Raw genomic sequence first — 23,522 nt, forward strand, 5'->3', positions numbered from 1 at the left:
CGGGTGCGGCGGCGGACCATTCAGCGCGTGACTTCGGGTTCGCGCTTGTCCAGTTCCTTCCTCGCCGCCAGCGGCAGGCGCGGATCGTCCCATTGCGTCAGCCACTGCACTTCCTTCGCCGTGAACACCTGTCCGTAGTTGCGCAGCGCGTACTGCAACGCGTCGACGACGTGATGACGAATGATTTCGGGGGTGCGTGCATCGTCCAGCACGAACCGGAAGGCTTCCAGGGTCGACATTCTCGTGCTCCGGGTCAGGGAAAACCCTTTATCACACGCCAATAGTCGCGCGCCAAGACGGAAAAAAAGGACTTGGCGGCTTCAAGCTCTGCCAGGTGGCGCCGAACCTTGTCGTGACGCCCGTCCGGCGCGGCTTTAAGGCGCCACGCGTCGGGCTTCGTCAAGAATCCATTTCGCAAATGCCTGTAGCGGCCCCTCACTCAATTCGATCGGCTCGGGAAGAACGAGGCAGAAGTTTTTGGTAATCGCTTTGCCGTCCGGCCAGGGCGCGACCAAGCGGCCTTGTTCTAGCTCCGTCCCGACGTAAAGACGCGGCACCAATGCAACGCCCAAGCCGGCCAGCGCCGCCTCGATCAGCATGGAATGGAGATCGTAACGTGCGCCAACCGCCGAATTGGTCAGCACGATGCCGGACTCTTGCGCATAAATCTGCCAGGCGTCCGGATTTTGTCGCCGGTGAAGGCGTGGCAGCGCATCCAGCGACGCGTTCGCACCGGCGTTTGCGAGGAGCGCCGGACTACAGACGGGCACGAGCACCTCCTCCAGCAGGTGATGCCGATGCATGCCCGCCCATGCGGGATGCTCAAAATGAATGGCTGCATCGAAACCGCTACCGGCAAGAAGGAAGGGCTCCATCCGTTCGGCGATATGCACGGTAACGTTCGGATGCTGATCTTGAAACTGCTTCAGTCGGGGGATGAGCCAACGGGTGGCGAACGTCGGAATGGCGGCGATATCGATGCTCGCGCCCTCGATGGGCTGCCCCATCAGATAGAGGCTGTCCCGTTCCAGCCGATCCAGAATCTCGCGAACCTGCACCGCGTATCGCGTGCCGTTGGGTGCAAGCCGAACCCGGTTTCCCACTCGCTCGAACAGTGCAACACCCAAAAACGCCTCCAATCGACCAATCTGACGACTGACGGCGCCCTCGGTCCGTGCCAGCTCCTCGGCGGCGCGGGCGAAGCTGCCGTGTCGAGCCGCAGCCTCGAAAGCCAGGAGCGCGGAATTGCTTGGAATTTTACGTCGCACTGGAGTTTCTCCGATCGGAATGCGTTCGACGCCAGCTTGAGCAAATGTCACGGAAGGCTGACTTTAATTCGATATCTACGCGAGATACGTCAGATTAGCATTACATTACTGCAACGAATATGCATCGTTCGCAGAAGAATGCTTATCCGTTACGAAGGACGATCTGATGATCTATACCGTGGAATGCAGCTTCGCCGATCCCGACAGCGAAGCCGAATGGAACGACTTCTACAGCCTCGAAAAGCTGCCCGCCCTCATATCGGTTACCGGCTTCCACACGTCGCAGCGCTTCAAGTCGTTAAGCGATGATTGCCCGGTCTACCTGGCCGTCCACACGATTGACGGTCTCGATGTCCTGACGGGAGAGGAATATCGCCGGAAAGGCGGCGGCAATTTCGCGAGGTGGCAGCAACACATCACCGACTGGCACCGAAATCTCTATGGCGATATCGGCCTTGCGCCGGCGGTCAGTGCCGACGAACGCCTCGTGCTGTGCGCAAGCGGCCCCGATCCCCTGATCCGATTGGGCCTCGAGCCGTTGGCCATGCACGCCGTTGCGCTGGAGAAGTTTCCGGAACGCCGTTGGCTCGCAGTACTGCCCCGGCGCAACGCGCCGCTGGCCGGGAACATCCCGAAAGACGTTTGCGTTTATGCGCCGATGACGGAGCAGTTGACACGCACCCGTACTTTTTCGACGACGCTGGAAAAATAGGTCTGCGATGCCAAACCTGACTTTCTATATTCATGTGGAGAAAATGCCGTCTGATGAGCGCCTTGCCGCGCTTTCCAGCGACTGCATCGAACTCTGTACGAATGTCCTTGAAGCAGAGCTCAAGAACGTTCACGTCATCCATGTGGGTGTTCGGCATGGTCACGGACATCCCGTCTTCGCGGAAGTCCAATATCGCCTCGAGCCGTTTCGCCCGCCCGCTGTAATGCACCGGTTCCTGGAAGCCCTGGAGAGCGCCATCGCTCGCCACACGGATCTCACGGCGCGCATCCGTTGTTTTGGTTATGCCGCGTCGAACATTTATGCCCGCAATTAGCAGGTCTGGAAAAGCATGGTGTCCACACTTACCTTCCCGAGCCAGCAAGCCGGGGATTTCACGATTACCGCAATCAGCGACGGCTACCTCACTGCCGGCCTCGACTTCCTCTCGAACATCGACCCGTCCGAGGCTTCCAGAATGCAGGGTGATGCAGGGCAGGAGGAGCCCTGCGCCGTGCATATCAACTGCTACGTGGTGCGCGGAGCGGGCCGCACGATTCTCATCGACGGTGGGGCCGGAGGCATCAAGCAATGGGGTGGCCGCCTGAAGGAGAATTTATTGCTTGCTGGCATCGAACCGTCCGCGATCGACACCATTTTGCTCACGCACGCCCATCCCGACCATGTCGGTGGGCTGGTGAATGCAGCCGGACAAGTGACCTTTCCGAATGCGGAGCTCGTTGCCCATCAGCGAGAGGTCAAATTCTGGCAGGACGACGGAAATCTGAGTCGTGCCAGCGAGCGGGCCCGCGGCAACTTCCTGATCGCGCGTCAGGTGTTCGACGGCTACAGCGACAAGCTCCGTACTTTCGACGGGGGGGAAGTGCTTCCCGGCATAAGAGCGATGCCGTTGCCGGGACACACGGATGGGCACACCGGATATATCCTCGAATCCCGTGACCATGGCTTGCTTGTCTGGGGGGATATTGTTCATTTCCCGCACATCCAGATCAAACGCCCACGCGTGTCGATTGCATTCGATCAGGACCAGTCCCTGGCAGCCGCCACACGATCACGGCTCCTGGACATGGCCAGTTCGGAGGGGCTTTTGATTGCCGGTATGCATTTGGGGGAACCCGGTTTCGCGCGAATCAAGCGAACGAGAGGGGAGTACGGTCTGCTTTACGAGACCGACGCATGAACGTCCGACCGAAAACACATGTAAGCGGCGGCTCCTGGTCGAACCCGGACAGTCCGCGCCGCATTCCCCGGCAATCCCGGACGAACCCAAAAAGCGGATGAAAGCCGCCCGCCCACGCCCCGCATGCACCCGCCTGGTGCAACTGCACGCGGAATCGCCGACCGATCGCAATCATCACATCACGACCACCTCACGTCACTTGCGATTGGTTACGTTTGACAGAAAACAGAAAGCCTTGCTTCACGGGACCGCCGCATGGCTCGGCGATATTGACGCGCCTGTTCGCAGGTCATGCGGTTCAACGTCTATCGATGAGGTGGGGTGATGATTTCGTTCTTTGGCAAGCAACGGAAGATGGCAATGGTGGTGGCGGGCGCGCTGGCGCTCGCGAGCGCGGGCGTCCACGCGCAGAACGACAACGCGCAGGGTGACGATGCCCGGGGCGGGCATGGCCGCCGCGTGGCGAAGCACGTGCTGCTGCTCAGCATCGACGGCCTGCACGAGCAGGATCTCGCGCGCTGCATCGGCGCGAACACGTGCCCGAACGTGGCGGCGCTCGCGCAAAGCGGCGTGACGTACACGAATGCGCACACGCCGGGCCTGTCCGATTCGTTCCCGGGTCTTGCGGCGCTCGTGACGGGCGGCTCGCCGAAGACGGCCGGCCTGTTCTACGACGTGTCGTATGACCGCAACCTGTACGCGCCGACCGACACGACCTGCTCGGGCAAGCAGGGCTGGAACGTCGTGTTCGACGAAACGACGGGCATCGACGCGATGAACGGCGGCCCGCTCGTGCACCTCGACGGCGGCGGCGCGTTCAACCCGCAGGCGATCCCGAACGCGCTCGTCGGCGGCAAGTGCGTGCCGGTCTATCCGCACAACTACGTGAAGACGAACACCGTGTTCGAGGCCGTGAAGTCGGCGATCCCGAATGCGCGCACCGCGTGGGCCGACAAGCATGCATGGGGCTACGACTGGCTGAATGGCCCGTCGGGCAAGGGCGTCGACGATCTCGCGCGCACCGAGATCAACTCGATCGACCCGGTGACGAAGACGGACTACACCGACGTCTATTCGCATACCGCGCAGTTCGACAACCTGCACGTGCAGGCGCTGATCAACCAGATCGACGGCAAGGATTCGACCGGCAAGACGGCCGCGCCGGTGCCGACGCTGTTCGGCACGAACTTCCAGACGCTGAGCGTCGCGCAGAAGGCGCCGGTGACGAAGGGCGGCGGCTACCTGGACGCGAACTTCACGCCGAACGGGCAAGTCGCGAACGCGATCACGTATGTCGACAACTCGATCGGCCGGATCGTCGCCGAACTGAAGCAGCGCAACCTGTACGGCTCGACGGCCGTGATCGTGACGGCGAAGCATGGCCAGTCGCCGACCGACCACACGAAGCTCGTGAAGAACGGCGACACGCTGACGAAGCTGCTCGAAGCGAACAACTATCTCGACCCGAACGGCAACTTCGGCCAGAACAACACGACGACGGGGAACCTGAACGACGGCACGGGCCTCGTCGGCACGGGCTTCGTGCAGACCGACGACGTCGGCCTGATCTGGCTGCGCGACCGCAGCCAGCGCAACGCCGTCGTCACGACGCTGAAGGCGAACCTCGGCTGCAACGCGCCGGGGATCTGCGCGGACGGCCCGCAGGCGTACATCCTGTACGGCTCGGCGCTCGCCGAGCGGTTCGGCGATCCGGCCAACGGCCGCACGCCGGACATCGTCGTGCAGCCGAACCCGGGCGTGATCTACACGTCGAGCACGAAGAAGGACGAGGAGCACGGCGGCAATGCGCCGGACGACAACCACCTCGGCCTGCTCGTGTCGTATCCGGGCCTGCATCGCGCGCGCTCGGTCAGCGACTATGTCGGCACCAAGCAGGTCGCGCCGACGATCCTCGGGCTGCTCGGCGTCGAGCCGGAGCTGCTGCACGCGGTCGTCGCCGAGCACACGCACGTGCTGCCGGGGCTGGGCATCGAGCATTGACCGGGTGAATCGCCTACCGCCCGCGCGCGGCAGGCGCATTGCGCGGCGCCGGGCGGTCGACGGCGCCGCGCTTGTGCTTGTGCTTGTGCTTGCGAGCGACGCGTGGCGCCGCGGTTACTTCGCGAACAGCACCGGCATCATCTTCACTGCACAGTCGCGCATGCGCTCGCCGCTTGCCCGGATTTTCGGGTCATCGTCGTCGGCCAGCACATCGCCGGCGCGTTTCATCGCCGAGTAGCTGCCGTGCATCGCCGCGTACAGGTAGATCGGCGAGCTGGGGCCCGGGCTGGGGCCCTCGAAAAAGCCGGTCGAGGCAAGCAGGCTCAGGTAGTGCGTGTAGAGCGCGCCCACGTGGTTGGCCTGCAGCCACGTCATCAATTGCGTCCGCCGGTATGTGCTGACGAGATCGTCCTGCGGCCGCGAGTCGAGCGCGAAGTAGAGCTGCAGCCGCGCGAGCCAGTTGCCCTTGCGCGCGGCCTCGACGAGCGCCCGCCATTGCGGACGCGTCGTCGTGCCGGGCGTGCGCAGGCTGTCCAGATAATCGACGACGGCCTGCTCGTCGGGCGCAGGTCCGATCTGGTCCGGCGACTTGCAGACGAAGCGCGTCACGTCGACGTCCGCGTCGCTCATGGTGTCGAGGTCGTGCTCGATCTTGTGGAAGACGTCCTTGATCTGCCGGCTAACGTCGTCGGCGGACCACTCGGCCGGCAGCGGGCCAAGCCACGCGAGTTCGTCGTTGTTCGCGGCCGCAGCTTCGCGATAGCGAGCCAGCGCCGCGTCGCGACGCGTCTTCGCTTCCTCTTCCCGGGCGTGCTCCTCCTGTTCGCGCTGCTGCGAGACCTTGTCCACCGTGTCGACCAGCTTGACGCAGCGCCCGAAGTCGGCGCCCTGGCGTGACCAGCACGCGTCGTCGACCGCATAGTTCCAGCGGAGATTGATCGTGTCCAGCGCATAGCGCGTCTCGCCCGCTTGCCGCGCGACGGCGGCGCGTCCGTTGGCGTCGGTGACGCCCTGCCGCAGCACCTTGCCGTCGTGCGTGATCCAGCTATAGGGTTCGTCGCTCCACGGCAGCTTGCCGGCGCCGTCGCGGCTCAGGCTCAGATAGTGGCGGGGTGCGGCGTTGTCGGCGGCTTGCGCGGCGCTGGCCAGGCAGGCCGCGGCGAGCGCGGTTGCCGCGATGCGTTTCCACGCGGTGCCGCGTGCGTCGGCGCAAGCGTAGCGATGGTCGCCGGCGTGATGCTTGTTCATATTGCCCTCTCCGGATGTTGTTCTGGTGCTTGTTTTTGGAAGTCGGCAAGTATAGCCGGCGCGTTCAGGCCGGCTTCGTGATGGCGTATGGTCGGCGGCCTCGCCTCACCCTTTCGCGCATTCGTCCAGCATCCATTCCCTGAAGCGCCGCAACGCCGCGCTGGTCTCCAGGCGCTCCGGCGCGTAGCACAGGTAATGCCCCTGCGCGTCGACGTCGACGCTCGCGTCGAACGGCTCGACGAGCGTGCCGGCCGCGAGATTGTCGGCGATCAGGAAGCGCGGCACGAGCGCGAGCCCGAGCCCCGCCTGCGCGGCCTGGATCAGCACCGAATACTGCTCGAAGCGCGGCCCCGCGAGCGCGTTCATCTGCGCCGCGCGATGGCGTTCCGCCCACACGGACCACGCGACTTCCGCCTGCTCGTGCACGAGCCGCGGCGCGGCTACCGCGTCGCCGGGGGCCCGCAGTGCGTGGCGCGCCGCGAATTCCACGGAGCACACCGGCACGAAGGTGCGCCCGTCCAGGTAATCGCTTCGCACCCCTTCCCATGCGCCGTCGCCGTAGCGGATCGCCGCGTCGAGCCCGAACGGGAACACGTCGCCGTGCGCGAGATGGCGGCGAAAGCTCAGTGTGACGCCCGGCGCGCCGGCGAGAAAGCGCGCAAGCCGCGGCACCAGCCACTTCGTCGTGAAGGTCGGCACGCTCGCGATCGTCAGCAGGTCGCTGTTCTCGCGCGCGCTCAGCAGTTCGATCGACGCATTGCCGATTTCGCGAAGCGGCCCGACCACCCGTGCGTGATAGACCTGTCCGGCCCGCGTCAGCGCGAGATTGCGCCCTTCGCGCACGAACAGCCTGACGCCGAACAGCGCCTCGAGATTCGCGATCTGGCGGCTCACCGCGCTCGGCGTCAGGCCGAGCTCGCGGGCCGCATACGAGAAGTTCAGATATTTCGCGGAACTCACGAATGCGTGCAGTTCCGCGACGTTCGGAAACAGGTGCTTCATGACGAACTATTCCTTGCGCGCACAGACCGATGCGGGCGTTGTACGTTTTTTTCATGACGATGCCATGTCGCATCCGCACACTGCGTCCGTCACGACAACGTGCGCCGGCCCCGTCCGGCAAGCGTTGCGCGGCGCATTTCGTGTCCGTCAGCGAGCTTGCCCATGCATCCGTCATCCGCCCCGGTTCTTGTCGAAGGTGTTCCGATTCGTCGTAACAATCGGTCGCGCGTGACGGCGGGGAGTGTGCTGCTGCGGGCGCTCGTCATCGTGTTTGGCCTGTATCTCGCGCTGCCGATCGCACTCCTGCTGATCGGCTCGGTCGGGCAGTCGTGGACGAACACGCTGCTGCCGACCGGCGTCACGTGGCACTGGTTCGCGGATCTCGCGGCGAACCGCAGCTTCACCCGCGCGTTTGGCGTGAGCCTCGTCGTCGCGCTGGCCTGCTGCGCGATCAACGCGGTGCTGGGGCTGCCGCTCGCCTATGCGCTGCATCACCGCGCGCAGGCCGGCCGCGGGCTCGCGACGCGCGTCGTGATGCTGATGCCGATCGCCGTGCCGGCGCTGACGCTCGGCTTCGGCTACATCGCGATCTTCAGCGGCGACACGCTGCCGTGGCTCGGCACGCTCCCGCTGATGATCGCCGCGCACGCGGTGCTGACGCTGCCGTACCTGCTGCAGACGCTGCTGAGCGACCTGCGCCACCTGGGCCTCGCGCATCTGGAGGCGTGCGCCGCGACGCTCGGCGCGCCGCCGCTGCGCCAGTTCGTCACGATCGTGCTGCCGAACCTGCGGCACAGCCTGTTTTCCGGTCTCGTGATGGTGGCCGCGCTGTCGATCGGCGAATTCCAGATGTCGAACCTGATCGCGGGCTTCCGCTACCGCAACTACCCGATCGTGCTGCTGCAGGCGTTCTACGGCGCGTCGGGAATGGCCTGCGCGGCGACCGTCGTGCTGCTCGTCCTCGCCGTGCTCGCGACGCTCGCGTCCGTCGGCACCGTGCAACGCTTGAAGTGAAACCGTCATGAGCCTCGATTTCGAAAACGTCAGCTTCCAGTATCCGGGCGCCCGTCACGGCGTCGACGCGGTCACGCTCGCCGCAACGCCGGGCGAGCTGCTCGCCGTGATGGGCCGAAGCGGCTCCGGCAAGTCCACGCTGCTGCGCCTGGCCGCCGGCCTGCTCGACGGCTATCGCGGCCGCATCGCGATCGGCGGCGACGACATGGCCGGCGTGCCGGTGTGGCGACGCGAGGTCGGGATGGTGTTCCAGCATTACGCGCTGTTCCCGAACCTGTCGGTCGTCGACAACGTCGGCTATGGCCTGAAGATGCGCGGCGTGCCGGCCGCGGCGCGGCGCCGGCGCGCGCTCGAGATGCTCGAGCGCGTCGGCCTCGCGGCGCAGGCGGACCGCCCCACGACGATGCTGTCGGGCGGCCAGCAGCAGCGCGTCGCGCTTGCCCGGGCGCTCGTGATCGAGCCGAAGCTGCTGCTGCTCGACGAGCCGCTCGCGGCGCTCGACGCCGGCATCCGTCACCAGCTGCGCGACGAGATCCGCGCACTGCAGCGCGCGTGCGGCGCGACGACGCTGCTCGTCACGCACGACCAGGACGAGGCGCTCAGCATGGCCGATCGCGTCGCGATCGTCGACGGCGGCCGCGTGCTGCAGGCCGGCACGCCGCGCGACCTGTACGAGCGTCCGGCGAGCGCGCAGGTCGCCCGCTTCGTCGGCCATTCGACGGTGCTGCGCGGCCGCGTGCTCGCGCAGGGCGCGGTCGACGTGCGCTTCACGACGCTGTGCGCCGAGACGGGCGCGCACCGGCCGGGCGACTCGGTCGACGTGCTGGTGCGGCCCGAGCACGTGCAGCCGGATCCGCCCGCGTACGCGGTGAACCGCATCGACGGCCGGGTCGGCGAGGTGCGCTACTTCGGCGCGACGCAGCGTTTCGACTTCGTGCCGGCCGGTGCGACCGACGCGTTGCTGGGCGAGGGGCGCGAACTCCCCGCGCGCTGCGTCGCGATCGAGCCGCGCCATCTGCTCGTGCTGCCCGCCGCGTAAGCACGCGGGCGACCCCATTCATTCAACGGAGATTCATGATGTCCGCACGCCGCCACTTCCTCCAAGCCTTCCGCCGTGAGATTTGCCGCCGCCTGCTGGCGCTCTGCGCGCTCGCGACGCTCGCGCCCGCGCTCGCCCATGCCGCGCCGCTGTATCCCGGCGAAGACGCGCTGTACGAGAAGGCCGCCGACGAAGGGCTCGTCGTGTCGTTCGACACGGGGCCGGAATGGGCGAACTGGAAGGCGCTGTTCGCCGAATTCCGCAAGCGCTATCCGAAGGTCGAGATCACGTACAACGACATCGGCTCGGCGGCCACCGTCGTCGCGCTCGACAAGTCGCGGCGCCACCCGCAGGCCGACACCGCGTACTACTTTGCGGCGTCGGCGCTCGACGCGGCGGGCAAGGACGTGGTCGCGCCGTTCAAGCCGGTCAATTTCGACAAGCTGCCGACGGTGTTCCGCGCGGCCGACAGCCGCTGGTTCGCGGTGCACTCGCTGAACATCGCGTTCCTCGTCAACAAGAAGCTCGTGAAGAACGTGCCGCAGCGCTGGTCCGACCTGCTGAAGCCCGAGTACCGCAACGCGGTCGTCTATCTCGATCCGCGCTCGACCGGGCAGGGGCAGGTCGCGGTGTTCGCGGCCGCGTATGCGAACGGCGGCAGCGTCGAGAACCCGAAGCCGGGCGCGGAATTCTTCGGCAAGCTGAAGAACGCTGGCAACGTGCTGCGCGTCGAGGGCACGACGCCCTACGCGAAGTTCGTGAAAGGCGAGATCCCGATCCTGATCGGCTACGAGAACGACGGGCTCAAGGCGAAATACGCGGACGGGATGGGCGACGCGGCGGAAGTCGTGATTCCGCAGGACGGCAGCGTGTCGGCGCCGTACGCGATGAGCCTCGTGAAGAATGGCCCGAACCCGGCCGCCGCGCAGTTGTGGCTCAACCTGGTGATGAGCGACGTGGGGCAGGCGCTGTTCGCGCAAGGCTACGTGCGTCCGGCGGTGCCCGGCACGCCGGTGGCGCCGGACGTCGCGGCGAAGCTGCCGAATGCGCCGCAGGTGCGCCCGCTCGACGTCGCGAAGGCGGCGGCGCGCAAGGCCGAGGTCGACCAGCTGTGGTCGCAGGCGACGCTCGGCAAGTAAGGGGTGCACGATGCGGGTTTCGTCCATGGAGCGCGGCGTGATGCGCCGCTACGGCGCGCTGCCTGCCGCCGCGCTGCTCGCGGTGTGCTTCGCGCTGCCGCTCGCCGCGCTCGTCGGCGCGGCGTTCACCGACGGCGGCCGCGCGTTCGCCGCGGTGCTCGGCGATCCGCTCGTCGCCGATGCGATCGGGCGTTCGCTGGTGCTCGCGGCGGGCGCCGGCACGCTGTCCGTCGGCGTCGGCGTGCCGGTCGCGTTCGCGCTCGGCGGGCAGTCGCCGGCGCGGCGGCGCTGGTCGCTCGCGCTGCTTGGCGTGCCGCTGGCGTTTTCCGGGCTGGTGATCGCGTATGGCTTCATCCTCGCGTTCGGCCGGGCCGGCTTTGTGACGACGCTGCTCGCGTCGCTCGGCGCGGACGCCAACGTCGTGGGCGGCGCGATCTACACGATGCCGGGGCTGGCGCTTGCCTACGCGTACTACCTGATCCCGCGCGTCGCGCTGATCCTCTATCCGGCGCTCGCGAATCTCGACCGGCGCCCGCTCGAGGCGGCGCTGACGCTCGGGGCGCAGCCGTGGCGCGCGTGGCTCGACGTCGCGTGGCGGGAGCTGTGGCCGTCGGTCGCGTCGGCGTGGTGCCTCGTCAGCGCGATCGCGCTCGGCACATACGGCACGGCGCTCGCGCTCGCGGGCACGCAGATCAACATCCTGCCGCTGCTGATGTACCTGAAGCTGTCGGACGGGCAAACCGATTTCTCGCAGGCGGCCGCGCTGTCGATCGTGCTGACGGCGCTCTGCACCTGCGTTCTTGCACTGGGGGAAGGCCTTGTTCGGCAACGGCGTCATTGAATGTGAATGGTCGGAGGACGCGCGCGCCGCGCTCGCGCGCCTCGCGCAACGGCAGCGCGGCGCGCGCCGGCACCGGATGCCGGTCGGCGTGATCGGGCCGCGCGACGCGACGGACGAACAGCTATACGTCGCCGAACGGATCGCACACGGGCTCGCGGCGGCGGGCATCGCGCTCGTCGGCGGCGGCAAGCAGGGCGTGATGGAGGCCGCCGCGCGCGGCGCGCATGCGGCAGGCGGATGCGCGATCGGGCTGTTGCCCGAGGACGACGCGCGGGACGCGAACCCCTATCTGACCGTCGCGCTGCCGACCGGCCTCGGCATCACGCGCAACGCGCTGATCGCGCGCGCGTCGCTGTGCCTGATCGCGGTCGGCGGCGGCCTCGGCACGCTGTCGGAAATCGCGCTCGGGCTGCAATGGGGCAAGCCGGTGTACACGATTTGCGACGCACCGCAGGTGGCGGGCGTCGAATGCTTCGACGAAGCGGACCGGCTCGTCGCGCGTGCCGCGCGCTGGCTGTCCGATTCGGCGTAGGTCGGCATCTCGCTCGGGGGGATGCATCGTTTCAGGCGGCATCGATTCAATAAACAGGAATCCTCTATATGAAGAAGATCACATTCGCGCTCTGCGTCGCCGGCGGACTTTGCACCGCGGCGCATGCGCAAGGCACCGTCACGCTCTACGGGATCGTCGACGCGGGGCTGGGGTACGCGAGCAACCAGCGCGTCGCGACGAGCAAGGGTTCGCCGGGTTCGCCGGTCGCGTATCGCGGCGCATCGAGCTACAGCTTCGCGAGCGGCACGTGGTCGGGAAGCCGCTGGGGGCTGAAGGGCAAGGAAGACCTCGGCGGTGGGCTCGCGGCGGTATTCCAGCTCGAGAACGGCTTCAACATCGGCACCGGGCAGCTCGGCCAGGGCGGCCGGATGTTCGGCCGCCAGGCGTGGATGGGGCTGTCGAGCACGCGCTACGGCACGCTGACGATGGGCCGCCAGTACGATCCGGTCGTCGACTTCGTCGGCTCGATCGGGCCCGGCTCGTTCCTGACCGGGATGGGCGCGCATCCGGGCGATCTCGACAACATCGACAACCAGTCGCGCGAGAACAACTCGGTCAAGTACGTGAGCCCGAAATTCGGCGGCTTCACGTTCGGTGCGCTGTACGGCTTCGGCGGCCAGCCGGGCAGCGTGAAGAACCAGAATACGTGGAGCGTCGGCGGGCAGTACGTGAACGGGCCGTTCGCAATTGGCGCCGCGTACCTGTACGCGACGAACGCGTTCGGCGCGAACGGCGGCGCATGGACGGGCTCGTACGACGGCACGTTCGCATCGTCGATCAACGAAGGCTTCGCATCGTCGAAGAGCATGCAGATCGTCGCGGCCGCGTCGACCTACCAGATCGGCGCGGTAACGCTCGGCCTGTCGTACAGCAATACGCAATACCGTGCCGGTGCGTTCTCGACGTTCGCCGGCACCGCGACCTACAACTCGGTCGGCGGCACCGTGTCGTGGCAGGCGTCGCCCGCGCTGCGCATCGCGGCGGGCTACGACTTCACGCGCGGCAGCTCGGTCGGCGGCGAAGCCGCGCCGAAGTATCACCAGTTGAACCTCGCGTCGTATTACTTCCTGTCGAAGCGCACCGCGCTGTACGGCCTCGTCGGCTACCAGAAGGCGAGCGGCAAGACGCTCGACGCATTCGGCAATGTCGTCAACGCGACGGCGTCGGTCGGCGACGTCGGCAACGGCATCTCGTCCGCCGGGAACACGCAGACGCTCGTGCGGGTTGGCGTGCGGCATACGTTCTGACCGCAACGCGGGATTTTCTCCAGCGCTTTGATACGGCCCTCGTGTGATGCGAGGGCCGTTTTTTTGACGAGCGGGTGAAGGGAAGCGGTGGCGCAGCGCGCGCTTGATTTCTACGGGGCGCAGCGCCATATTGACCGCGCAATCTCCTTCAACAACGCAACAAGAGGTTCTCGATGCGCCTGATTCTTGCCCTGCTGGTCCCGTGGCTGCAGTTCTTCACGATCGGCCGTCCGTTCGCCGGGCTGATCTGCCTGATTCTGCAGCTGACGCTGATCGGCTGGATCCCGGCCGCGATCTGGTCGGTTTATGCGCTGAGCCAGTACAAGACCGATCGCAAGATCGAGGAAGCGCTGGGCGGCCGCCGCTGAGCGGGGCCGGATTGGCAACGGCGCATTTCCCGGCGTCTTTTCTCCTGTCATCCTATTTCGGAAGAATTCTATATAATTCATGCAGATAGATTGCCGTGATATGTATAGATTTCTACCGAAATGAATCAGTCATGTACCATTCAACTGCACGCCGACGGCATCTGGCATGACGTCGGTGTCGTCAGTCTGCTCGGGCAAACCGGGGAGGGTTGGCGTAGCCGCACGTATACGGGATACGACATCGAATGGGCAGTTAAACATCGGCCAGCCAGGGACGCGTATGCGATGACCTGTCGCTTTCCGGTCGGCCTCGAGCCGCTGGATCAGCCGCATTGGCCGGTATTCCTGATTGACCTGCTGCCACAGGGTTTCGGTCGTCTTGAACTGCTTCGCCGGCTCGGGTTGCCGGAAACGGCGGAAGAGGGCGCCGACTGGCCGCTGCTGCTGGCCGGTGCCGGCAATTCGATCGGCAATCTTCGCGTGAAGGAGGCTGCGCAGTGGCTGGCCGAGCGGCGCGGGCCGCAGCAAGGTTTCACGGACGACGAGATTGCGACGCGCGGCGATGCGTTCAGCGAGTATCTTGCTGCACACGGGTTCTTTGTGGCCGGATCGTCCGGTGTACAGGGCGAATGGCCCAAGCTGCTGCTGACCCGGGCTGACGACGGCCTTCTCTACCTGGATCACACGTTGCCTGACGAGCGAGCGATGGAGCATTACATCGTGAAGTTCGGACGCGGCACGAATGAGCGTCTTGCCCAAATCCTGCGGCACGAGGCGCCATACATGGCACTTGCACGATATCTCGGCCTGCGTGTGCATGCGCCGTTGATGCTGTGCGGCCGATCCCTTTTCATTCCTCGTTTCGATCGTGTGCGCGGTGTGGCGGGTGTTGTCCGGCTCGCCCAGGAAAGTATTGCGTCGTTGACCGGCAAGGCCGGTTTCGGCGTCGTGCCGGCCCACGATGAGGTGTGCTGGCATCTCGTCCGCGAATGCACGGATCCGCAAGCCGAGGTGAGCGAATATCTGTGCCGCGACGTCGCGAATCTGGCACTCGGCAACAAGGACAATCACGCACGAAATACTGCCTTGCAACGCGACTTCGACGGCCGCGTCGCGCTTACGCCGCTATACGATTTCGCGCCGATGTACTTGCATCCTGACGGCATCGCCAGGCGCATTCGCTGGCAAGACAATGACGGCGGCGGCCCGGATTGGACGCGCGTGCTCGACACGGTCGTCCGGGCGAGCGAGCCGCAGCCCGGGGAAACCCATCGTGCACTCGATCGCGGCGCGTTGGCGGCACGGCTGCGCGACATGGCGCCACGTCTGCGGAACGTGGCTGACCATGGTGCGGATTTCGGGCTGGAACCGGACGTACACGCGCATCTGCGGCCGGGCATTGCACGGCTTGCCGACGAAATGGCCGCACTCTGATACGGTCGACGACACCATGGACAAGCGCTACAACACGCTGCCGCTTCCGGAACAACTGGCGCTTCGGCGGCAGGCGATCGAGGATGTTCTTTCGCATCCCGAATGGACGTTGAGGGAATCCGTGCGCCATCTCAAGCGCACGATGCGGCTGACGAGCGCGGAAATGGCGAAGCTCGCGGGCGTATCCACAAAAACGATTCAGGATATCGAGCAGGGGCGCAGCGATGGCACGGTGCAGACCATGAATCGGATCTTCGGCATGCTGGGGCTGAAGCTCGGGGTCGTGCGCGAGTCGCCATAGCGCCCGCCGCCCTCGTCACGCCGTAATAGGCCCATCCATTTCCACCGCCCGCGCGAACAGCCATTCGACGAACGTGCGCAGCGGCCGGTCGTCGTCGTCGTCGCGATACAGGCAATGAAACGGCGGCCCTTCGAGCCGGACCTCGGGAAACAGCGCGACGAGCCGGCCGTTTGCGAGGTCGTCGCGCACGACGGCGCGCGTTGCGAGGCATACGCCGAGCCCGCTGGCGGCGGCCTTGAGCAGCAGGAAGAAATCGCGATAGAACGGGCCGCGCAGCGTCTCGGTGACGTCCGTGCCGGCCTGATGGAACCAGTACTGCCAGGCTTGCGGCACGCCCGCGTAGTGCAGCAGCGGCGCATTGCGCAGGTCGGACGGCACGCGCACGCGCTCGAGCAGCGGATGGCCGGGCGCACACACGGGCACCGCCACGCCCGCGAGCAGCGGCCTCGACACGAAGCCCTTGCGGCGCAGCTCCGGCGTATAGCGGCGGATTACGACGTCGCAGGTCTCGTCCAGCCGGTCCTGCTCGGCGTCGGGCGTCGCGGCGAGCTGCACGTCGATGCCCGGATGCGCGGCCTGGAACGCGGCCAGTTGCGGCAGCAGCCAGCCGTGCGCGAACGACGTGGTCGTATCGATGCGGATCGGCAGGCTGCCGACGGAATCGAACATCTGCCCGGTCGCCTGCGCAAGCCGCCCGAGGCAGCTCGCGACGTCGACCAGATAGTGCCGCGCGCGCGGCGTGAGCCGCAGCGAACGCCCGTCGCGCTCGAACAGCTTCAGGCCGAAGAACGATTCGAGCACGCGGATCTGCTGCGCGACCGCGCTCTGGGTCACGTTCAGCTCCTCGGCGGCGAGGGTCAGGCTTTGCAGGCGTCCGGCAGCTTCGAAGCTGCGCAGCGCGTTCAGGGGCGGCAGTCGGCGCATCGTGCGATCGCGAAGAAAAGCTACACAGTCGGTCAGGAAATGTCGTTTGTCGAGGTCGGGACGCGTCCCTATCATGGCGCCGACAGGAGAATGCGCCGATGACGATCATAACGCCGCCCGATTGCCGATCAACCGGAATCCGCTGTTTTCGGCGAGCCCCACTGACGCTGCCGCGATCGGGACGAAGCGGCTGCGCGCGGGCGCTTGCCTGTGCCGGCTTGTTCGCGGCGCTGGCCGGATGTGCCGCCCAGCCGGCGAACGAGCGCCAGATCGGCAGCGGCGGCTCGCTGGTGCGCTACAGCTCGAGCCAGACCGAGGTCGACCTGACGGAGGCGGAGCAGCAGACGCTGCGGATGCTGAGCGATCGCAGCTATGCGGGCGCGACGCAGGCGCATGTGCTCGATGCGGTGGCGGGCGTGCTGCGCGCGCAGGGCTACGCGCCGGTGACGGTCGAGCGCGATACGGGGCTGGTTGAAGCGGGCCGCAGCGACACGCTGCTCCCGAAGTGGCGGCAACTGCTGCGCGGCGCGGTGAAGGCCCGCATCGGCTTGTTGCCGGCGAAGCCGGATCACGAGCGCGTGGCCGCGATCGTGACGGTACGGGTGACGAGCACGCGCGACACGGTCGTGCGTGCGCGGTTCAACCGCACGGTGTGGGACAGCAACGGCGACTCGCGCACCACGACCGTCGTCGAGCCGGCGTTCTATCAGACGTTTTTCGCGGAAGTGGACAAGGCGATGTGCGCGGCGCCGTGCGGGCGCTGACCGGCGCCGCGCGCTTACTTCACCGCAAACAGCGTCAGGTTCATGAAGATCTTGAACGCATAGCCGAGCGTGACCGCGCCGGCGACGCCGCCTGCCCACAGCAGGACGAACCACATCCAGCCGCGCAGCCGCGAGCGCGGCGCGGGTTGTTGCTCAGTGGTGGTAGTAGTGCTGGTCTTCATGGCGCACCTTGCCTCGGAATACCCAGTAGCCCATCGTCGTGTAGGCGATGATGATCGGCAGGATAACCGCTGCGCCGACCAATGTGAAGGTCTGGCTGGAACGCGGCGCGGCCGCTTCCCAGATCGTCATGCTCTGCGGGATCGCATACGGGAACAGGGTGACCAGCAGGCCGACATAGCCGAGCAGCACGAGCGCCAGCGCGAGCACGAACGGCGTCATGTCATGCCGGTCGCGCACCGCGCGACGCATCCACATCGCGCAGCCGACGACGAGGAACGGCACCGGCAGCAGGCGCCAGAACAGTCCCGAATCGAACCAGCGCTGCGCGATCGCCGGGTCCTGCAGCGGCGTCCACAGGCTGACGATCGCGATGAAGCCGAGCAGCACGACGGTCAGCGGCCACACGACGCGATGCAGGCGGCGCTGCAGGTCGCCCTCGGTCTTCGCGACGAGCCAGCAGCAGCCGAGCAGCGCGTAGGTGGCGACGAGGCCGAGGCCCGTCAGCAGGCTGAACGGCGTGAGCCAGTCGAACGCGTCGCCGGCGAACGCGCCGTCCTTCACGTTGATGCCCTGCAGGAACGCGCCGAGCGCGATGCCCTGGAACAGCGTCGCGCCGGCCGAGCCGCCGATGAACGCGAGGTCCCAAAGCTGCTTGGTGCGGCGCGCCTTCGCGCGGATCTCGAACGACACGCCGCGGAAGATCAGGCAGACCAGCATGAACACGAGCGGCAAATACAGCGCGGACAGCACGGTCGAGTAGACGACCGGAAACACCGCGAACAGGCCGGCGCCGCCGAGCACGAGCCACGTCTCGTTGCCGTCCCACACGGGCGCGACCGTGTTCATCATCAGGTCGCGTTCCTTCTCGTCCGGGAAGAACGGGAAGACGATGCCGATGCCGAGGTCGAAACCGTCGAGCACGACGTACATGAAGAGCCCCAATGCGATGATCGCGGCCCAGATTACGGTGACGTCCATGAATATCCTCGTATGCGTGTGTGGCGGGCCGTTCAGACGGTCTCGATCAGTTCTTCGACGGCCGACATCGGGCGGCGCGCGGTATGGTCGGGGCGCGTGTCCGGCTTGTCGTCATGCGGGACGTCGGGCAGCGCGGGGCCGGCCTTCATCAGCTTGAGCATGTAGTAGACGCCGGTGCCGAACACGAGGAAGTACACGACCACGAACGTCATCATCGAGATGCTGACCTGCTGCGCGGAGAGCGGCGACACGGCTTGCGCGGTGCGCATCACGCCGTACACGACCCACGGCTGGCGGCCTGCCTCGGTCGTCACCCAGCCCGCGAGCAGCGACACGAAACCGGTCGGGCCCATCGCGAGCGCGAAGCGCTGGAACCCCTTCGATTCATACAGGCGGTCGCGGCGGCGCAGCAGCCAGGCGAGCGCGGCGAGCGCGATCATCGCGAAGCCGAGGCCGACCATGATCCGGAAGCTCCAGAACACGACGGTCGAGTTCGGACGGTCTTGCGGCGGGAATTCCTTCAGGCCGCGGATCTCGCCGTCCCAGCTGTGCGTGAGGATCAGGCTGCCGAGGTGCGGGACCTTCACCGCGTAACGCGTGGTTTCGGCCTGCATGTCGGGAATGCCGAACAGGTTGAGCGGCGTGCCGCCCTTCTCGGTTTCCCACAGGCCCTCGATCGCGGCGATCTTCGCCGGCTGGTGCTTCAGCGTGTTGATGCCGTGCTGGTCGCCGATCAGCGCCTGCACCGGCGCGAGCACCAGCAGCAGCCACAGCGCCATCGAGAACATCTTCTTCACGCCCTGGTCGCGGCGGCCCTTCAGCAGGTGCCATGCGCCGGTCGCGGCGACCACCAGCGCGGCCACGATGAACGCGGCGATCGCCATGTGGAAGAGGCGGTACGGGAACGACGGGTTGAAGATGATCGCGAGCCAGTCGGTCGGCACGACGCGGCCGTCGACGATCTCGAAGCCCTGCGGCGTCTGCATCCAGCTGTTCGACGCGAGGATCCAGAACGTCGAGATGATCGTGCCGATCGCGACCATCAGCGTCGCGCCGAAGTGCGCGCGCGGGCTGACGCGGTTCCAGCCGAACAGCATGATGCCGAGGAAGCCGGCTTCGAGGAAGAACGCGGTCATCACCTCGTACATCAGCAGCGGACCGGTGACCGAGCCGGCGAAGCTCGAGAAGCCGGCCCAGTTGGTGCCGAACTGATAGCTCATCACCACGCCGGAGACGACGCCCATCCCGAACGCAACGGCGAAGATCTTCGACCAGAAGAGGCAGAGGGTTTTGTAGTAAGGCTTGCCGGTCTTGAGCCAGCGGTATTCGAGCACCGCGATGAAGCTCGCGAGGCCGATGCTGAGCGCCGGAAAGACGATGTGAAACGAAACGGTGAACGCGAATTGCAGGCGGGCCAGATCGAGGGCCGAAAATGCGGTATCCATACCAGTTGACCGAAGCTGTCGATACCCGCCGGCGGGCCTGCCGGCGGACCCTGGCCGAGATCGGTTGCAGGGTTGGCTGGAGTATGGGACGCGATATTGCGGTGCGAAATGCGCCAACTCGTCGCAGATGTCCAGACCCTGCGCGGCGGCGCCGCGTTAAATCGTTGATTCGTATCAAGATCGCGGCGCGGCCCGCAGAGGGCGGGGCGCGGCGGCCCGCCGCACCTGCGTCAATATGGCGCGTCGCATCATCGGGAGCGCGATGCCCGCTCGTCCGTTTCGGCTGGTTGGCCGGTAACGCAGGCGCGCGCGCCGACGGCCGCCGCGCGCGGTTTCCGTGACACCGGTAACGTCTTGCAACATTGGCGCGCGCATCCGTAATGGATACCGGATCGCGTGCGGCGTAGCGTTGAGGACATCGGGTTCGCGTGGCGAGCCGGTTTGTCGGAGAACGAGACGTGAACGCATCGAAGCTGGCGCTGGCGGGTGCGCTCGCCGCCGCCGCGATCGGCGCGGCGGGCGTGGCCCATGCCGCCCGCGTCGGGGTCTACATCGGCGCGGGCTATCCGTATTACTACCCCGTCGTGCCCGCGCCCTATTACTACCCGCCGCCCGTCGTCGCGGTGCCTGTCGCGCCGCCTGCGCCGCCCGAGTACATCGAGCGGGGCCAGGCGCAGGGCGACGCCGATGCGAACGACGGCGGCGCCTGGTACTACTGCGACGCGTCGAAGCATTACTACCCGTACGTGAAGACATGCAAGTCGGGCTGGCGGACGGTGCCGGCGCGGCCGCAATGAAGGAGGTGCGACGATGAGCAAGGCGATCCGATATGCGCGCTGGCCCGCGCTGGCGGTGCTGGCCGGCCTCGTCAGCGCATGCGCGTTCGTGCCGAACGGACCGACCGTGATGGCGCTGCCCGGCACGGGCAAGTCGTTCGACCAGTTCCGCGCCGACGACGCGAACTGCCGTCAGTACGCCTTCCAGCAATCGGGCGGCGTGACCGCCGGGCAGGCGTCGACGGCGAGCGCCGTCGGCAGCGCGGCGGTCGGCACGGCGCTCGGCGCGGCGGCCGGCGCCGCGTTCAACGGCGGCAGCGGCGCGGCCGTCGGCGCGGGCGCCGGGCTGCTCGCGGGCAGCGTGGTCGGCGCGGGCGCCGCGCAGGGGTCGGCGTACGACGTGCAGCGCCGCTACGACTACGCGTACCTGCAGTGCATGTACGCGACCGGCAACCGCGTGCCGGTGCCGGGCGGGATGAGCGGCGGCGGTGGCTATGGGGGCGCGCCGCGCGCCGCGCCGCCGATGCCGCCTCCGGGCGTCCAGCCGCCGCCGCCGCGCTACTGACGCGGCTGGCGATGCGCCGGCATGCGCGTCCGGCAGTCGCCCCGTGATTTGCGTACACTCTGAGTTTTGCTTCAGCGGAGCCCGTGCCGGCCCGCGTTCACTCAGGGACCACCGATGATCGATCTACGCAGCGATACCGTGACGCGCCCCAGCCCCGCGATGCTGGCCGCGATGACTTCCGCCGAAGTCGGCGACGACGTGTGGGGCGACGACCCGACCGTCAAGCGCCTGCAGGCCGTGACGGCCGAGCGCGCGGGCAAGGAGGCGGGCCTGTACCTGCCGAGCGGCACGCAGAGCAATCTCTCCGCGCTGATGGCGCATTGCGAACGCGGCGACGAATACATCGTCGGCCAGCGGGCGCACACCTACAAATACGAAGGCGGCGGCGCGGCGGTGCTCGGCAGCATCCAGCCGCAGCCGATCGAGAACGCGCTCGACGGCACGTTGCCGATCGACAGGATCGTCGCCGCGATCAAGCCGCTCGACGACCACTTCGCGCGCTCGCGGCTGCTCGCGCTCGAAAACACGATCGGCGGCCGCGTGCTGCCGACCGGCTACGCGGAAGAGGCCGTCGCAGTCGCGCGCAGCCACGGGCTGTCCGCGCACCTCGACGGCGCGCGCGTGTGCAACGCGGCCGTCGCGTCGGGCCGCGCGATCGCGGACCTGTGCGCGCCGTTCGACTCGGTGTCGATCTGCTTCTCGAAGGGGCTCGGCGCGCCGGTCGGCTCGGTGCTGGTCGGCAGCCGGCCGCTGATCGAGCGCGCAAGGCGCTGGCGCAAGATGCTCGGCGGCGCGATGCGGCAGTCGGGGCTGCTCGCGGCGGCGTGCCTGTATGCGCTCGAGCACAACGTCGAGCGGCTCGCGGACGATCACGAGAACGCCGCGCGCCTTGCCGCGGGGCTCGCGCGCATCGACGAGGTGAAGGTGCTGTCGCACGCGACGAACATGGTATTCGCGCAGTTCCCCGAAGCCGACTGCGCGCCGCTCGAAGCGTGGCTCAAGGAACGCGGGATCCTCACGCAGATGCTGTATGCATCGCGTTTCGTCACGCACTGCGACGTGTCGCGCGACGATGTCGATACGTTCATCGCCGCGGTCGGCGCGTATTTCGCGCAGCGGCGCGCGTAACCGGGCGGCGGCGCAGCGTCGTCCGGGCGATCAGCGCGCGAGCGGCGCGAGCAGCCGCCGCGCCGCCTCGACGACGCGCGCGGACAGCGACGCCATCGCCGGCGACTGCACGGTCCACGCGTGCCAGTACAGCGTGACGTCGGTCGGATGCGCGGGCGCGAGATCGACGAGGCCCTGCGCGTCGAGCGGCGTGTCGCCGAGCAGCGGCGCCGGCACCATCGCATAGCCTAGCCCGTGCTTTACCGCCGCGAAATGCGCGTGCGTGCCCGGCACGTAGTGGCACGGGTATGCGCCGACGGGCAACCCGAACTTTTCTTCCAGAAACGACGATTGCAGCGTGTCGCGCCGTGAATACGCGACGACCGGCGCGCGGCGCGCGCTCGCGCGATTGAGGCCGCGCGGAAACCAGCGCGCGGCGAACGCGGACGCGGCAAGCAGCCGGTAGCGCATCGTGCCGAGCGGCGTCGCGACGCAGCCGCGCATCGGCTTCGGCTCGGTCGTCACGCAGCCGACCGCCATCCCGCTTTCGAGCAGCGCGAACGTATGGTCCTGGTCCTCGACGATCAGCTCGAACAGGATGCGCTCGCCGGCGAGCACCGACGTCAGCGCGGGCAGGAACCAGGTGCCGAGGCTGTCGGAATTGAGCGCGATCGTGACGGAGATCGGCGATTCGCGCTCGACCGCGAGCGCGCTTTGAAGGTCGGCCTGCAGCAGCGCGACGCGGCGCAGGTGCTGCAGCACGCGCTGCCCGGCGACGGTCGGCCGGCACGGCCGCGTGCGCAGCACGAGCGGCGTGCCGAGGCTCGTCTCCAGCGCGCGCACCCGCTGCGTGACGGCGGACGCGGTCACGTGCAGGCGCACCGCCGCCTGCTCGAAGCTGCCGGTGTCGGCGACGGCCAGCAGCGCGGCGGCCTGCTTCGGATCGATCGTCAGCGACATTCGCGGAACACGACGTCCGGTATCCAGTTGCGCTTGCGGCGAGCGAGACGCTCGTCCGTACCCTCCCCGTCGAAGGAAGCGGCCACGGCCCGCTCGATGAGCGCAGCGTCGACCCCGTCGAACGTGTTGACGTTGACGACCCCGTAGAGCCGGCCGTCCACTTCGCTCGTCACGACCGGCACGATGCCGCACGTGCGGCACACGTGATATCGGGCCGTGCGCGTGCCGAACGCATAGGCGCTGACCTGCGCCGGGTCCTTCACGGTGATTTCGAGCGCGCCGACCGGACAGGAGGTCCAGGTGCCGCCATGCTTGCGGCAAAACGAACAGGTGCAGGACCGCGCGGCAATGCGAGGCGGCGCGTCGCGCCAGTCGAGCGCGAAGGAGATGTTGCCGCAGTGACAGCTTCCCGAGGTGATCATCGATCGGCTCCTTGGCTGAGTCGCCGTATTCTG

Annotated in this window: 27 protein-coding genes; 17 read left to right on the plus strand and 10 right to left on the minus strand. The window is 67.2% G+C overall.

What is annotated here, in order from left to right:
• Positions 1-20: 20 nt before the first annotated feature.
• Together ACFIMZ_RS19790 and ACFIMZ_RS19795 are read right to left on the minus strand one after the other, a co-directional pair.
• Positions 21-239, minus strand: a complete 219-nt coding sequence (locus tag ACFIMZ_RS19790; protein ID WP_431824042.1) for a hypothetical protein — start codon at positions 237-239, stop codon at positions 21-23.
• A 135-nt stretch (positions 240-374) separates the two neighbouring features.
• Entirely contained in the window at positions 375-1,268 is an 894-nt protein-coding gene (locus ACFIMZ_RS19795; RefSeq protein WP_431824043.1) for a LysR substrate-binding domain-containing protein, read from the minus strand.
• 166 nt (positions 1,269-1,434) lie between these two features.
• On the opposite strand from ACFIMZ_RS19795, the gene ACFIMZ_RS19800 reads away from it, so the two are divergent.
• From ACFIMZ_RS19800 to ACFIMZ_RS19815, 4 genes are all read left to right on the plus strand, one after another.
• A complete protein-coding gene (locus ACFIMZ_RS19800; RefSeq protein WP_431824044.1) occupies positions 1,435-1,980 on the plus strand; it encodes a sugar ABC transporter in 546 nt (181 codons plus the stop codon).
• Between the two features lie 7 nt (positions 1,981-1,987).
• On the plus strand, positions 1,988-2,314 hold the full coding sequence (locus ACFIMZ_RS19805) for a hypothetical protein (RefSeq protein WP_431824045.1): 327 nt from the start codon (positions 1,988-1,990) through the stop codon (positions 2,312-2,314).
• Positions 2,315-2,332: 18 nt separating this feature from the next.
• Complete coding sequence (locus ACFIMZ_RS19810) at positions 2,333-3,178, plus strand: MBL fold metallo-hydrolase (protein ID WP_431825449.1); 846 nt, start codon at positions 2,333-2,335, stop codon at positions 3,176-3,178.
• A gap of 324 nt (positions 3,179-3,502) precedes the next feature.
• Complete coding sequence (locus tag ACFIMZ_RS19815; RefSeq protein ID WP_431824046.1) at positions 3,503-5,179, plus strand: alkaline phosphatase family protein; 1,677 nt, start codon at positions 3,503-3,505, stop codon at positions 5,177-5,179.
• 114 nt (positions 5,180-5,293) lie between these two features.
• Here the strand turns inward: ACFIMZ_RS19815 and ACFIMZ_RS19820 are convergent, their stop codons facing one another.
• Together ACFIMZ_RS19820 and ACFIMZ_RS19825 are read right to left on the minus strand one after the other, a co-directional pair.
• Positions 5,294-6,427, minus strand: coding sequence for a hypothetical protein (locus ACFIMZ_RS19820; protein WP_431824047.1), 1,134 nt, complete (start codon positions 6,425-6,427; stop codon positions 5,294-5,296).
• Between the two features lie 105 nt (positions 6,428-6,532).
• Complete coding sequence (locus tag ACFIMZ_RS19825) at positions 6,533-7,429, minus strand: LysR substrate-binding domain-containing protein (RefSeq protein ID WP_431824048.1); 897 nt, start codon at positions 7,427-7,429, stop codon at positions 6,533-6,535.
• 162 nt (positions 7,430-7,591) lie between these two features.
• Here ACFIMZ_RS19825 and ACFIMZ_RS19830 point away from each other — a divergent pair, with 162 nt between their 5' ends.
• From ACFIMZ_RS19830 to ACFIMZ_RS19870, 9 genes are all read left to right on the plus strand, one after another.
• The gene (locus ACFIMZ_RS19830; RefSeq protein ID WP_431824049.1) at positions 7,592-8,443 is read left to right on the plus strand and encodes an ABC transporter permease; all 852 of its coding nucleotides are present in this window, start codon (positions 7,592-7,594) and stop codon (positions 8,441-8,443) included.
• Between the two features lie 7 nt (positions 8,444-8,450).
• On the plus strand, positions 8,451-9,482 hold the full coding sequence (locus ACFIMZ_RS19835; protein ID WP_431824050.1) for an ABC transporter ATP-binding protein: 1,032 nt from the start codon (positions 8,451-8,453) through the stop codon (positions 9,480-9,482).
• Positions 9,483-9,520: 38 nt separating this feature from the next.
• Positions 9,521-10,621, plus strand: a complete 1,101-nt coding sequence (locus ACFIMZ_RS19840; RefSeq protein ID WP_431825450.1) for an extracellular solute-binding protein — start codon at positions 9,521-9,523, stop codon at positions 10,619-10,621.
• Between the two features lie 10 nt (positions 10,622-10,631).
• Entirely contained in the window at positions 10,632-11,462 is an 831-nt protein-coding gene (locus ACFIMZ_RS19845) for an ABC transporter permease (RefSeq protein ID WP_431824051.1), read from the plus strand.
• A gap of 76 nt (positions 11,463-11,538) precedes the next feature.
• A complete protein-coding gene (locus ACFIMZ_RS19850) occupies positions 11,539-11,994 on the plus strand; it encodes a TIGR00725 family protein (protein WP_431825451.1) in 456 nt (151 codons plus the stop codon).
• A 68-nt stretch (positions 11,995-12,062) separates the two neighbouring features.
• Positions 12,063-13,262, plus strand: coding sequence for a porin (locus ACFIMZ_RS19855; protein WP_431824052.1), 1,200 nt, complete (start codon positions 12,063-12,065; stop codon positions 13,260-13,262).
• A 173-nt stretch (positions 13,263-13,435) separates the two neighbouring features.
• A complete protein-coding gene (locus ACFIMZ_RS19860) occupies positions 13,436-13,630 on the plus strand; it encodes a YqaE/Pmp3 family membrane protein (protein ID WP_065503455.1) in 195 nt (64 codons plus the stop codon).
• Positions 13,631-13,750: 120 nt separating this feature from the next.
• Positions 13,751-15,064 (plus strand): type II toxin-antitoxin system HipA family toxin, encoded by a 1,314-nt coding sequence (locus tag ACFIMZ_RS19865; RefSeq protein WP_431824053.1) that lies wholly within the window; start codon positions 13,751-13,753, stop codon positions 15,062-15,064.
• Positions 15,065-15,080: 16 nt separating this feature from the next.
• Positions 15,081-15,365: a helix-turn-helix domain-containing protein gene (locus ACFIMZ_RS19870; RefSeq protein WP_431824054.1), complete on the plus strand. Its 285-nt coding sequence runs from the start codon at positions 15,081-15,083 to the stop codon at positions 15,363-15,365.
• A gap of 15 nt (positions 15,366-15,380) precedes the next feature.
• Here the strand turns inward: ACFIMZ_RS19870 and ACFIMZ_RS19875 are convergent, their stop codons facing one another.
• Entirely contained in the window at positions 15,381-16,289 is a 909-nt protein-coding gene (locus ACFIMZ_RS19875) for a LysR substrate-binding domain-containing protein (RefSeq protein WP_431824055.1), read from the minus strand.
• Between the two features lie 218 nt (positions 16,290-16,507).
• On the opposite strand from ACFIMZ_RS19875, the gene ACFIMZ_RS19880 reads away from it, so the two are divergent.
• Entirely contained in the window at positions 16,508-17,053 is a 546-nt protein-coding gene (locus tag ACFIMZ_RS19880; protein WP_431824056.1) for a hypothetical protein, read from the plus strand.
• Between the two features lie 14 nt (positions 17,054-17,067).
• Here ACFIMZ_RS19880 and ACFIMZ_RS19885 read toward each other — a convergent pair whose 3' ends face one another.
• Genes ACFIMZ_RS19885 through ACFIMZ_RS19895 form a run of 3 tightly spaced genes read right to left on the minus strand, consistent with a single transcriptional unit; the run spans position 17,068 to position 19,659 of the window.
• Positions 17,068-17,235, minus strand: a complete 168-nt coding sequence (locus tag ACFIMZ_RS19885) for a hypothetical protein (protein WP_431824057.1) — start codon at positions 17,233-17,235, stop codon at positions 17,068-17,070.
• The gene (gene cydB, locus ACFIMZ_RS19890) at positions 17,207-18,214 is read right to left on the minus strand and encodes a cytochrome d ubiquinol oxidase subunit II (protein WP_431824058.1); all 1,008 of its coding nucleotides are present in this window, start codon (positions 18,212-18,214) and stop codon (positions 17,207-17,209) included. The genes ACFIMZ_RS19885 and cydB overlap by 29 nt, the downstream gene beginning before the upstream one ends.
• A 32-nt stretch (positions 18,215-18,246) precedes the next feature.
• On the minus strand, positions 18,247-19,659 hold the full coding sequence (locus ACFIMZ_RS19895) for a cytochrome ubiquinol oxidase subunit I (RefSeq protein WP_431824059.1): 1,413 nt from the start codon (positions 19,657-19,659) through the stop codon (positions 18,247-18,249).
• A gap of 458 nt (positions 19,660-20,117) precedes the next feature.
• Here ACFIMZ_RS19895 and ACFIMZ_RS19900 point away from each other — a divergent pair, with 458 nt between their 5' ends.
• The 3 genes from ACFIMZ_RS19900 to ltaE all read left to right on the plus strand — a co-directional run bounded on the left by ACFIMZ_RS19900 (position 20,118) and on the right by ltaE (position 22,128).
• Entirely contained in the window at positions 20,118-20,456 is a 339-nt protein-coding gene (locus ACFIMZ_RS19900) for a hypothetical protein (RefSeq protein ID WP_431824060.1), read from the plus strand.
• A gap of 13 nt (positions 20,457-20,469) precedes the next feature.
• Entirely contained in the window at positions 20,470-21,000 is a 531-nt protein-coding gene (locus ACFIMZ_RS19905; protein ID WP_431824061.1) for a hypothetical protein, read from the plus strand.
• 114 nt (positions 21,001-21,114) lie between these two features.
• On the plus strand, positions 21,115-22,128 hold the full coding sequence (gene ltaE / locus ACFIMZ_RS19910) for a low-specificity L-threonine aldolase (protein WP_431824062.1): 1,014 nt from the start codon (positions 21,115-21,117) through the stop codon (positions 22,126-22,128).
• A 30-nt stretch (positions 22,129-22,158) separates the two neighbouring features.
• Here the strand turns inward: ltaE and ACFIMZ_RS19915 are convergent, their stop codons facing one another.
• Both ACFIMZ_RS19915 and ACFIMZ_RS19920 read right to left on the minus strand, forming a co-directional pair.
• Positions 22,159-23,067, minus strand: a complete 909-nt coding sequence (locus tag ACFIMZ_RS19915; protein ID WP_431824063.1) for an HTH-type transcriptional regulator ArgP — start codon at positions 23,065-23,067, stop codon at positions 22,159-22,161.
• Positions 23,058-23,489: a GFA family protein gene (locus ACFIMZ_RS19920; RefSeq protein WP_431824064.1), complete on the minus strand. Its 432-nt coding sequence runs from the start codon at positions 23,487-23,489 to the stop codon at positions 23,058-23,060. Before ACFIMZ_RS19920 ends, ACFIMZ_RS19915 begins: the two co-directional genes overlap by 10 nt.
• Positions 23,490-23,522: the final 33 nt, after the last annotated feature.

Origin of the sequence: Burkholderia sp. F1 (assembly GCF_050813845.1) — a bacterium.
In the GTDB taxonomy this organism is placed as follows: domain Bacteria; phylum Pseudomonadota; class Gammaproteobacteria; order Burkholderiales; family Burkholderiaceae; genus Burkholderia; species Burkholderia ubonensis.

Coding starts and splice junctions, on each gene's coding strand:
- ACFIMZ_RS19830 (WP_431824049.1), top strand. CDS start 7,592: ATGCATCCGTCATCCGCCCCGGTTCTTGTCGAAGGTGTTCCGATTCGT.
- ACFIMZ_RS19855 (WP_431824052.1), top strand. CDS start 12,063: ATGAAGAAGATCACATTCGCGCTCTGCGTCGCCGGCGGACTTTGCACC.
- ACFIMZ_RS19870 (WP_431824054.1), top strand. CDS start 15,081: ATGGACAAGCGCTACAACACGCTGCCGCTTCCGGAACAACTGGCGCTT.
- ACFIMZ_RS19920 (WP_431824064.1), bottom strand. CDS start 23,489: ATGATCACCTCGGGAAGCTGTCACTGCGGCAACATCTCCTTCGCGCTC.
- ACFIMZ_RS19865 (WP_431824053.1), top strand. CDS start 13,751: ATGAATCAGTCATGTACCATTCAACTGCACGCCGACGGCATCTGGCAT.
- cydB (WP_431824058.1), bottom strand. CDS start 18,214: ATGGACGTCACCGTAATCTGGGCCGCGATCATCGCATTGGGGCTCTTC.
- ACFIMZ_RS19820 (WP_431824047.1), bottom strand. CDS start 6,427: ATGAACAAGCATCACGCCGGCGACCATCGCTACGCTTGCGCCGACGCA.
- ACFIMZ_RS19800 (WP_431824044.1), top strand. CDS start 1,435: ATGATCTATACCGTGGAATGCAGCTTCGCCGATCCCGACAGCGAAGCC.
- ACFIMZ_RS19835 (WP_431824050.1), top strand. CDS start 8,451: ATGAGCCTCGATTTCGAAAACGTCAGCTTCCAGTATCCGGGCGCCCGT.
- ACFIMZ_RS19915 (WP_431824063.1), bottom strand. CDS start 23,067: ATGTCGCTGACGATCGATCCGAAGCAGGCCGCCGCGCTGCTGGCCGTC.
- ACFIMZ_RS19885 (WP_431824057.1), bottom strand. CDS start 17,235: ATGAAGACCAGCACTACTACCACCACTGAGCAACAACCCGCGCCGCGC.
- ACFIMZ_RS19805 (WP_431824045.1), top strand. CDS start 1,988: ATGCCAAACCTGACTTTCTATATTCATGTGGAGAAAATGCCGTCTGAT.
- ltaE (WP_431824062.1), top strand. CDS start 21,115: ATGATCGATCTACGCAGCGATACCGTGACGCGCCCCAGCCCCGCGATG.
- ACFIMZ_RS19815 (WP_431824046.1), top strand. CDS start 3,503: ATGATTTCGTTCTTTGGCAAGCAACGGAAGATGGCAATGGTGGTGGCG.
- ACFIMZ_RS19875 (WP_431824055.1), bottom strand. CDS start 16,289: ATGCGCCGACTGCCGCCCCTGAACGCGCTGCGCAGCTTCGAAGCTGCC.
- ACFIMZ_RS19845 (WP_431824051.1), top strand. CDS start 10,632: ATGCGGGTTTCGTCCATGGAGCGCGGCGTGATGCGCCGCTACGGCGCG.
- ACFIMZ_RS19825 (WP_431824048.1), bottom strand. CDS start 7,429: ATGAAGCACCTGTTTCCGAACGTCGCGGAACTGCACGCATTCGTGAGT.
- ACFIMZ_RS19790 (WP_431824042.1), bottom strand. CDS start 239: ATGTCGACCCTGGAAGCCTTCCGGTTCGTGCTGGACGATGCACGCACC.
- ACFIMZ_RS19850 (WP_431825451.1), top strand. CDS start 11,539: ATGCCGGTCGGCGTGATCGGGCCGCGCGACGCGACGGACGAACAGCTA.
- ACFIMZ_RS19905 (WP_431824061.1), top strand. CDS start 20,470: ATGAGCAAGGCGATCCGATATGCGCGCTGGCCCGCGCTGGCGGTGCTG.
- ACFIMZ_RS19860 (WP_065503455.1), top strand. CDS start 13,436: ATGCGCCTGATTCTTGCCCTGCTGGTCCCGTGGCTGCAGTTCTTCACG.
- ACFIMZ_RS19840 (WP_431825450.1), top strand. CDS start 9,521: ATGTCCGCACGCCGCCACTTCCTCCAAGCCTTCCGCCGTGAGATTTGC.
- ACFIMZ_RS19895 (WP_431824059.1), bottom strand. CDS start 19,659: ATGGATACCGCATTTTCGGCCCTCGATCTGGCCCGCCTGCAATTCGCG.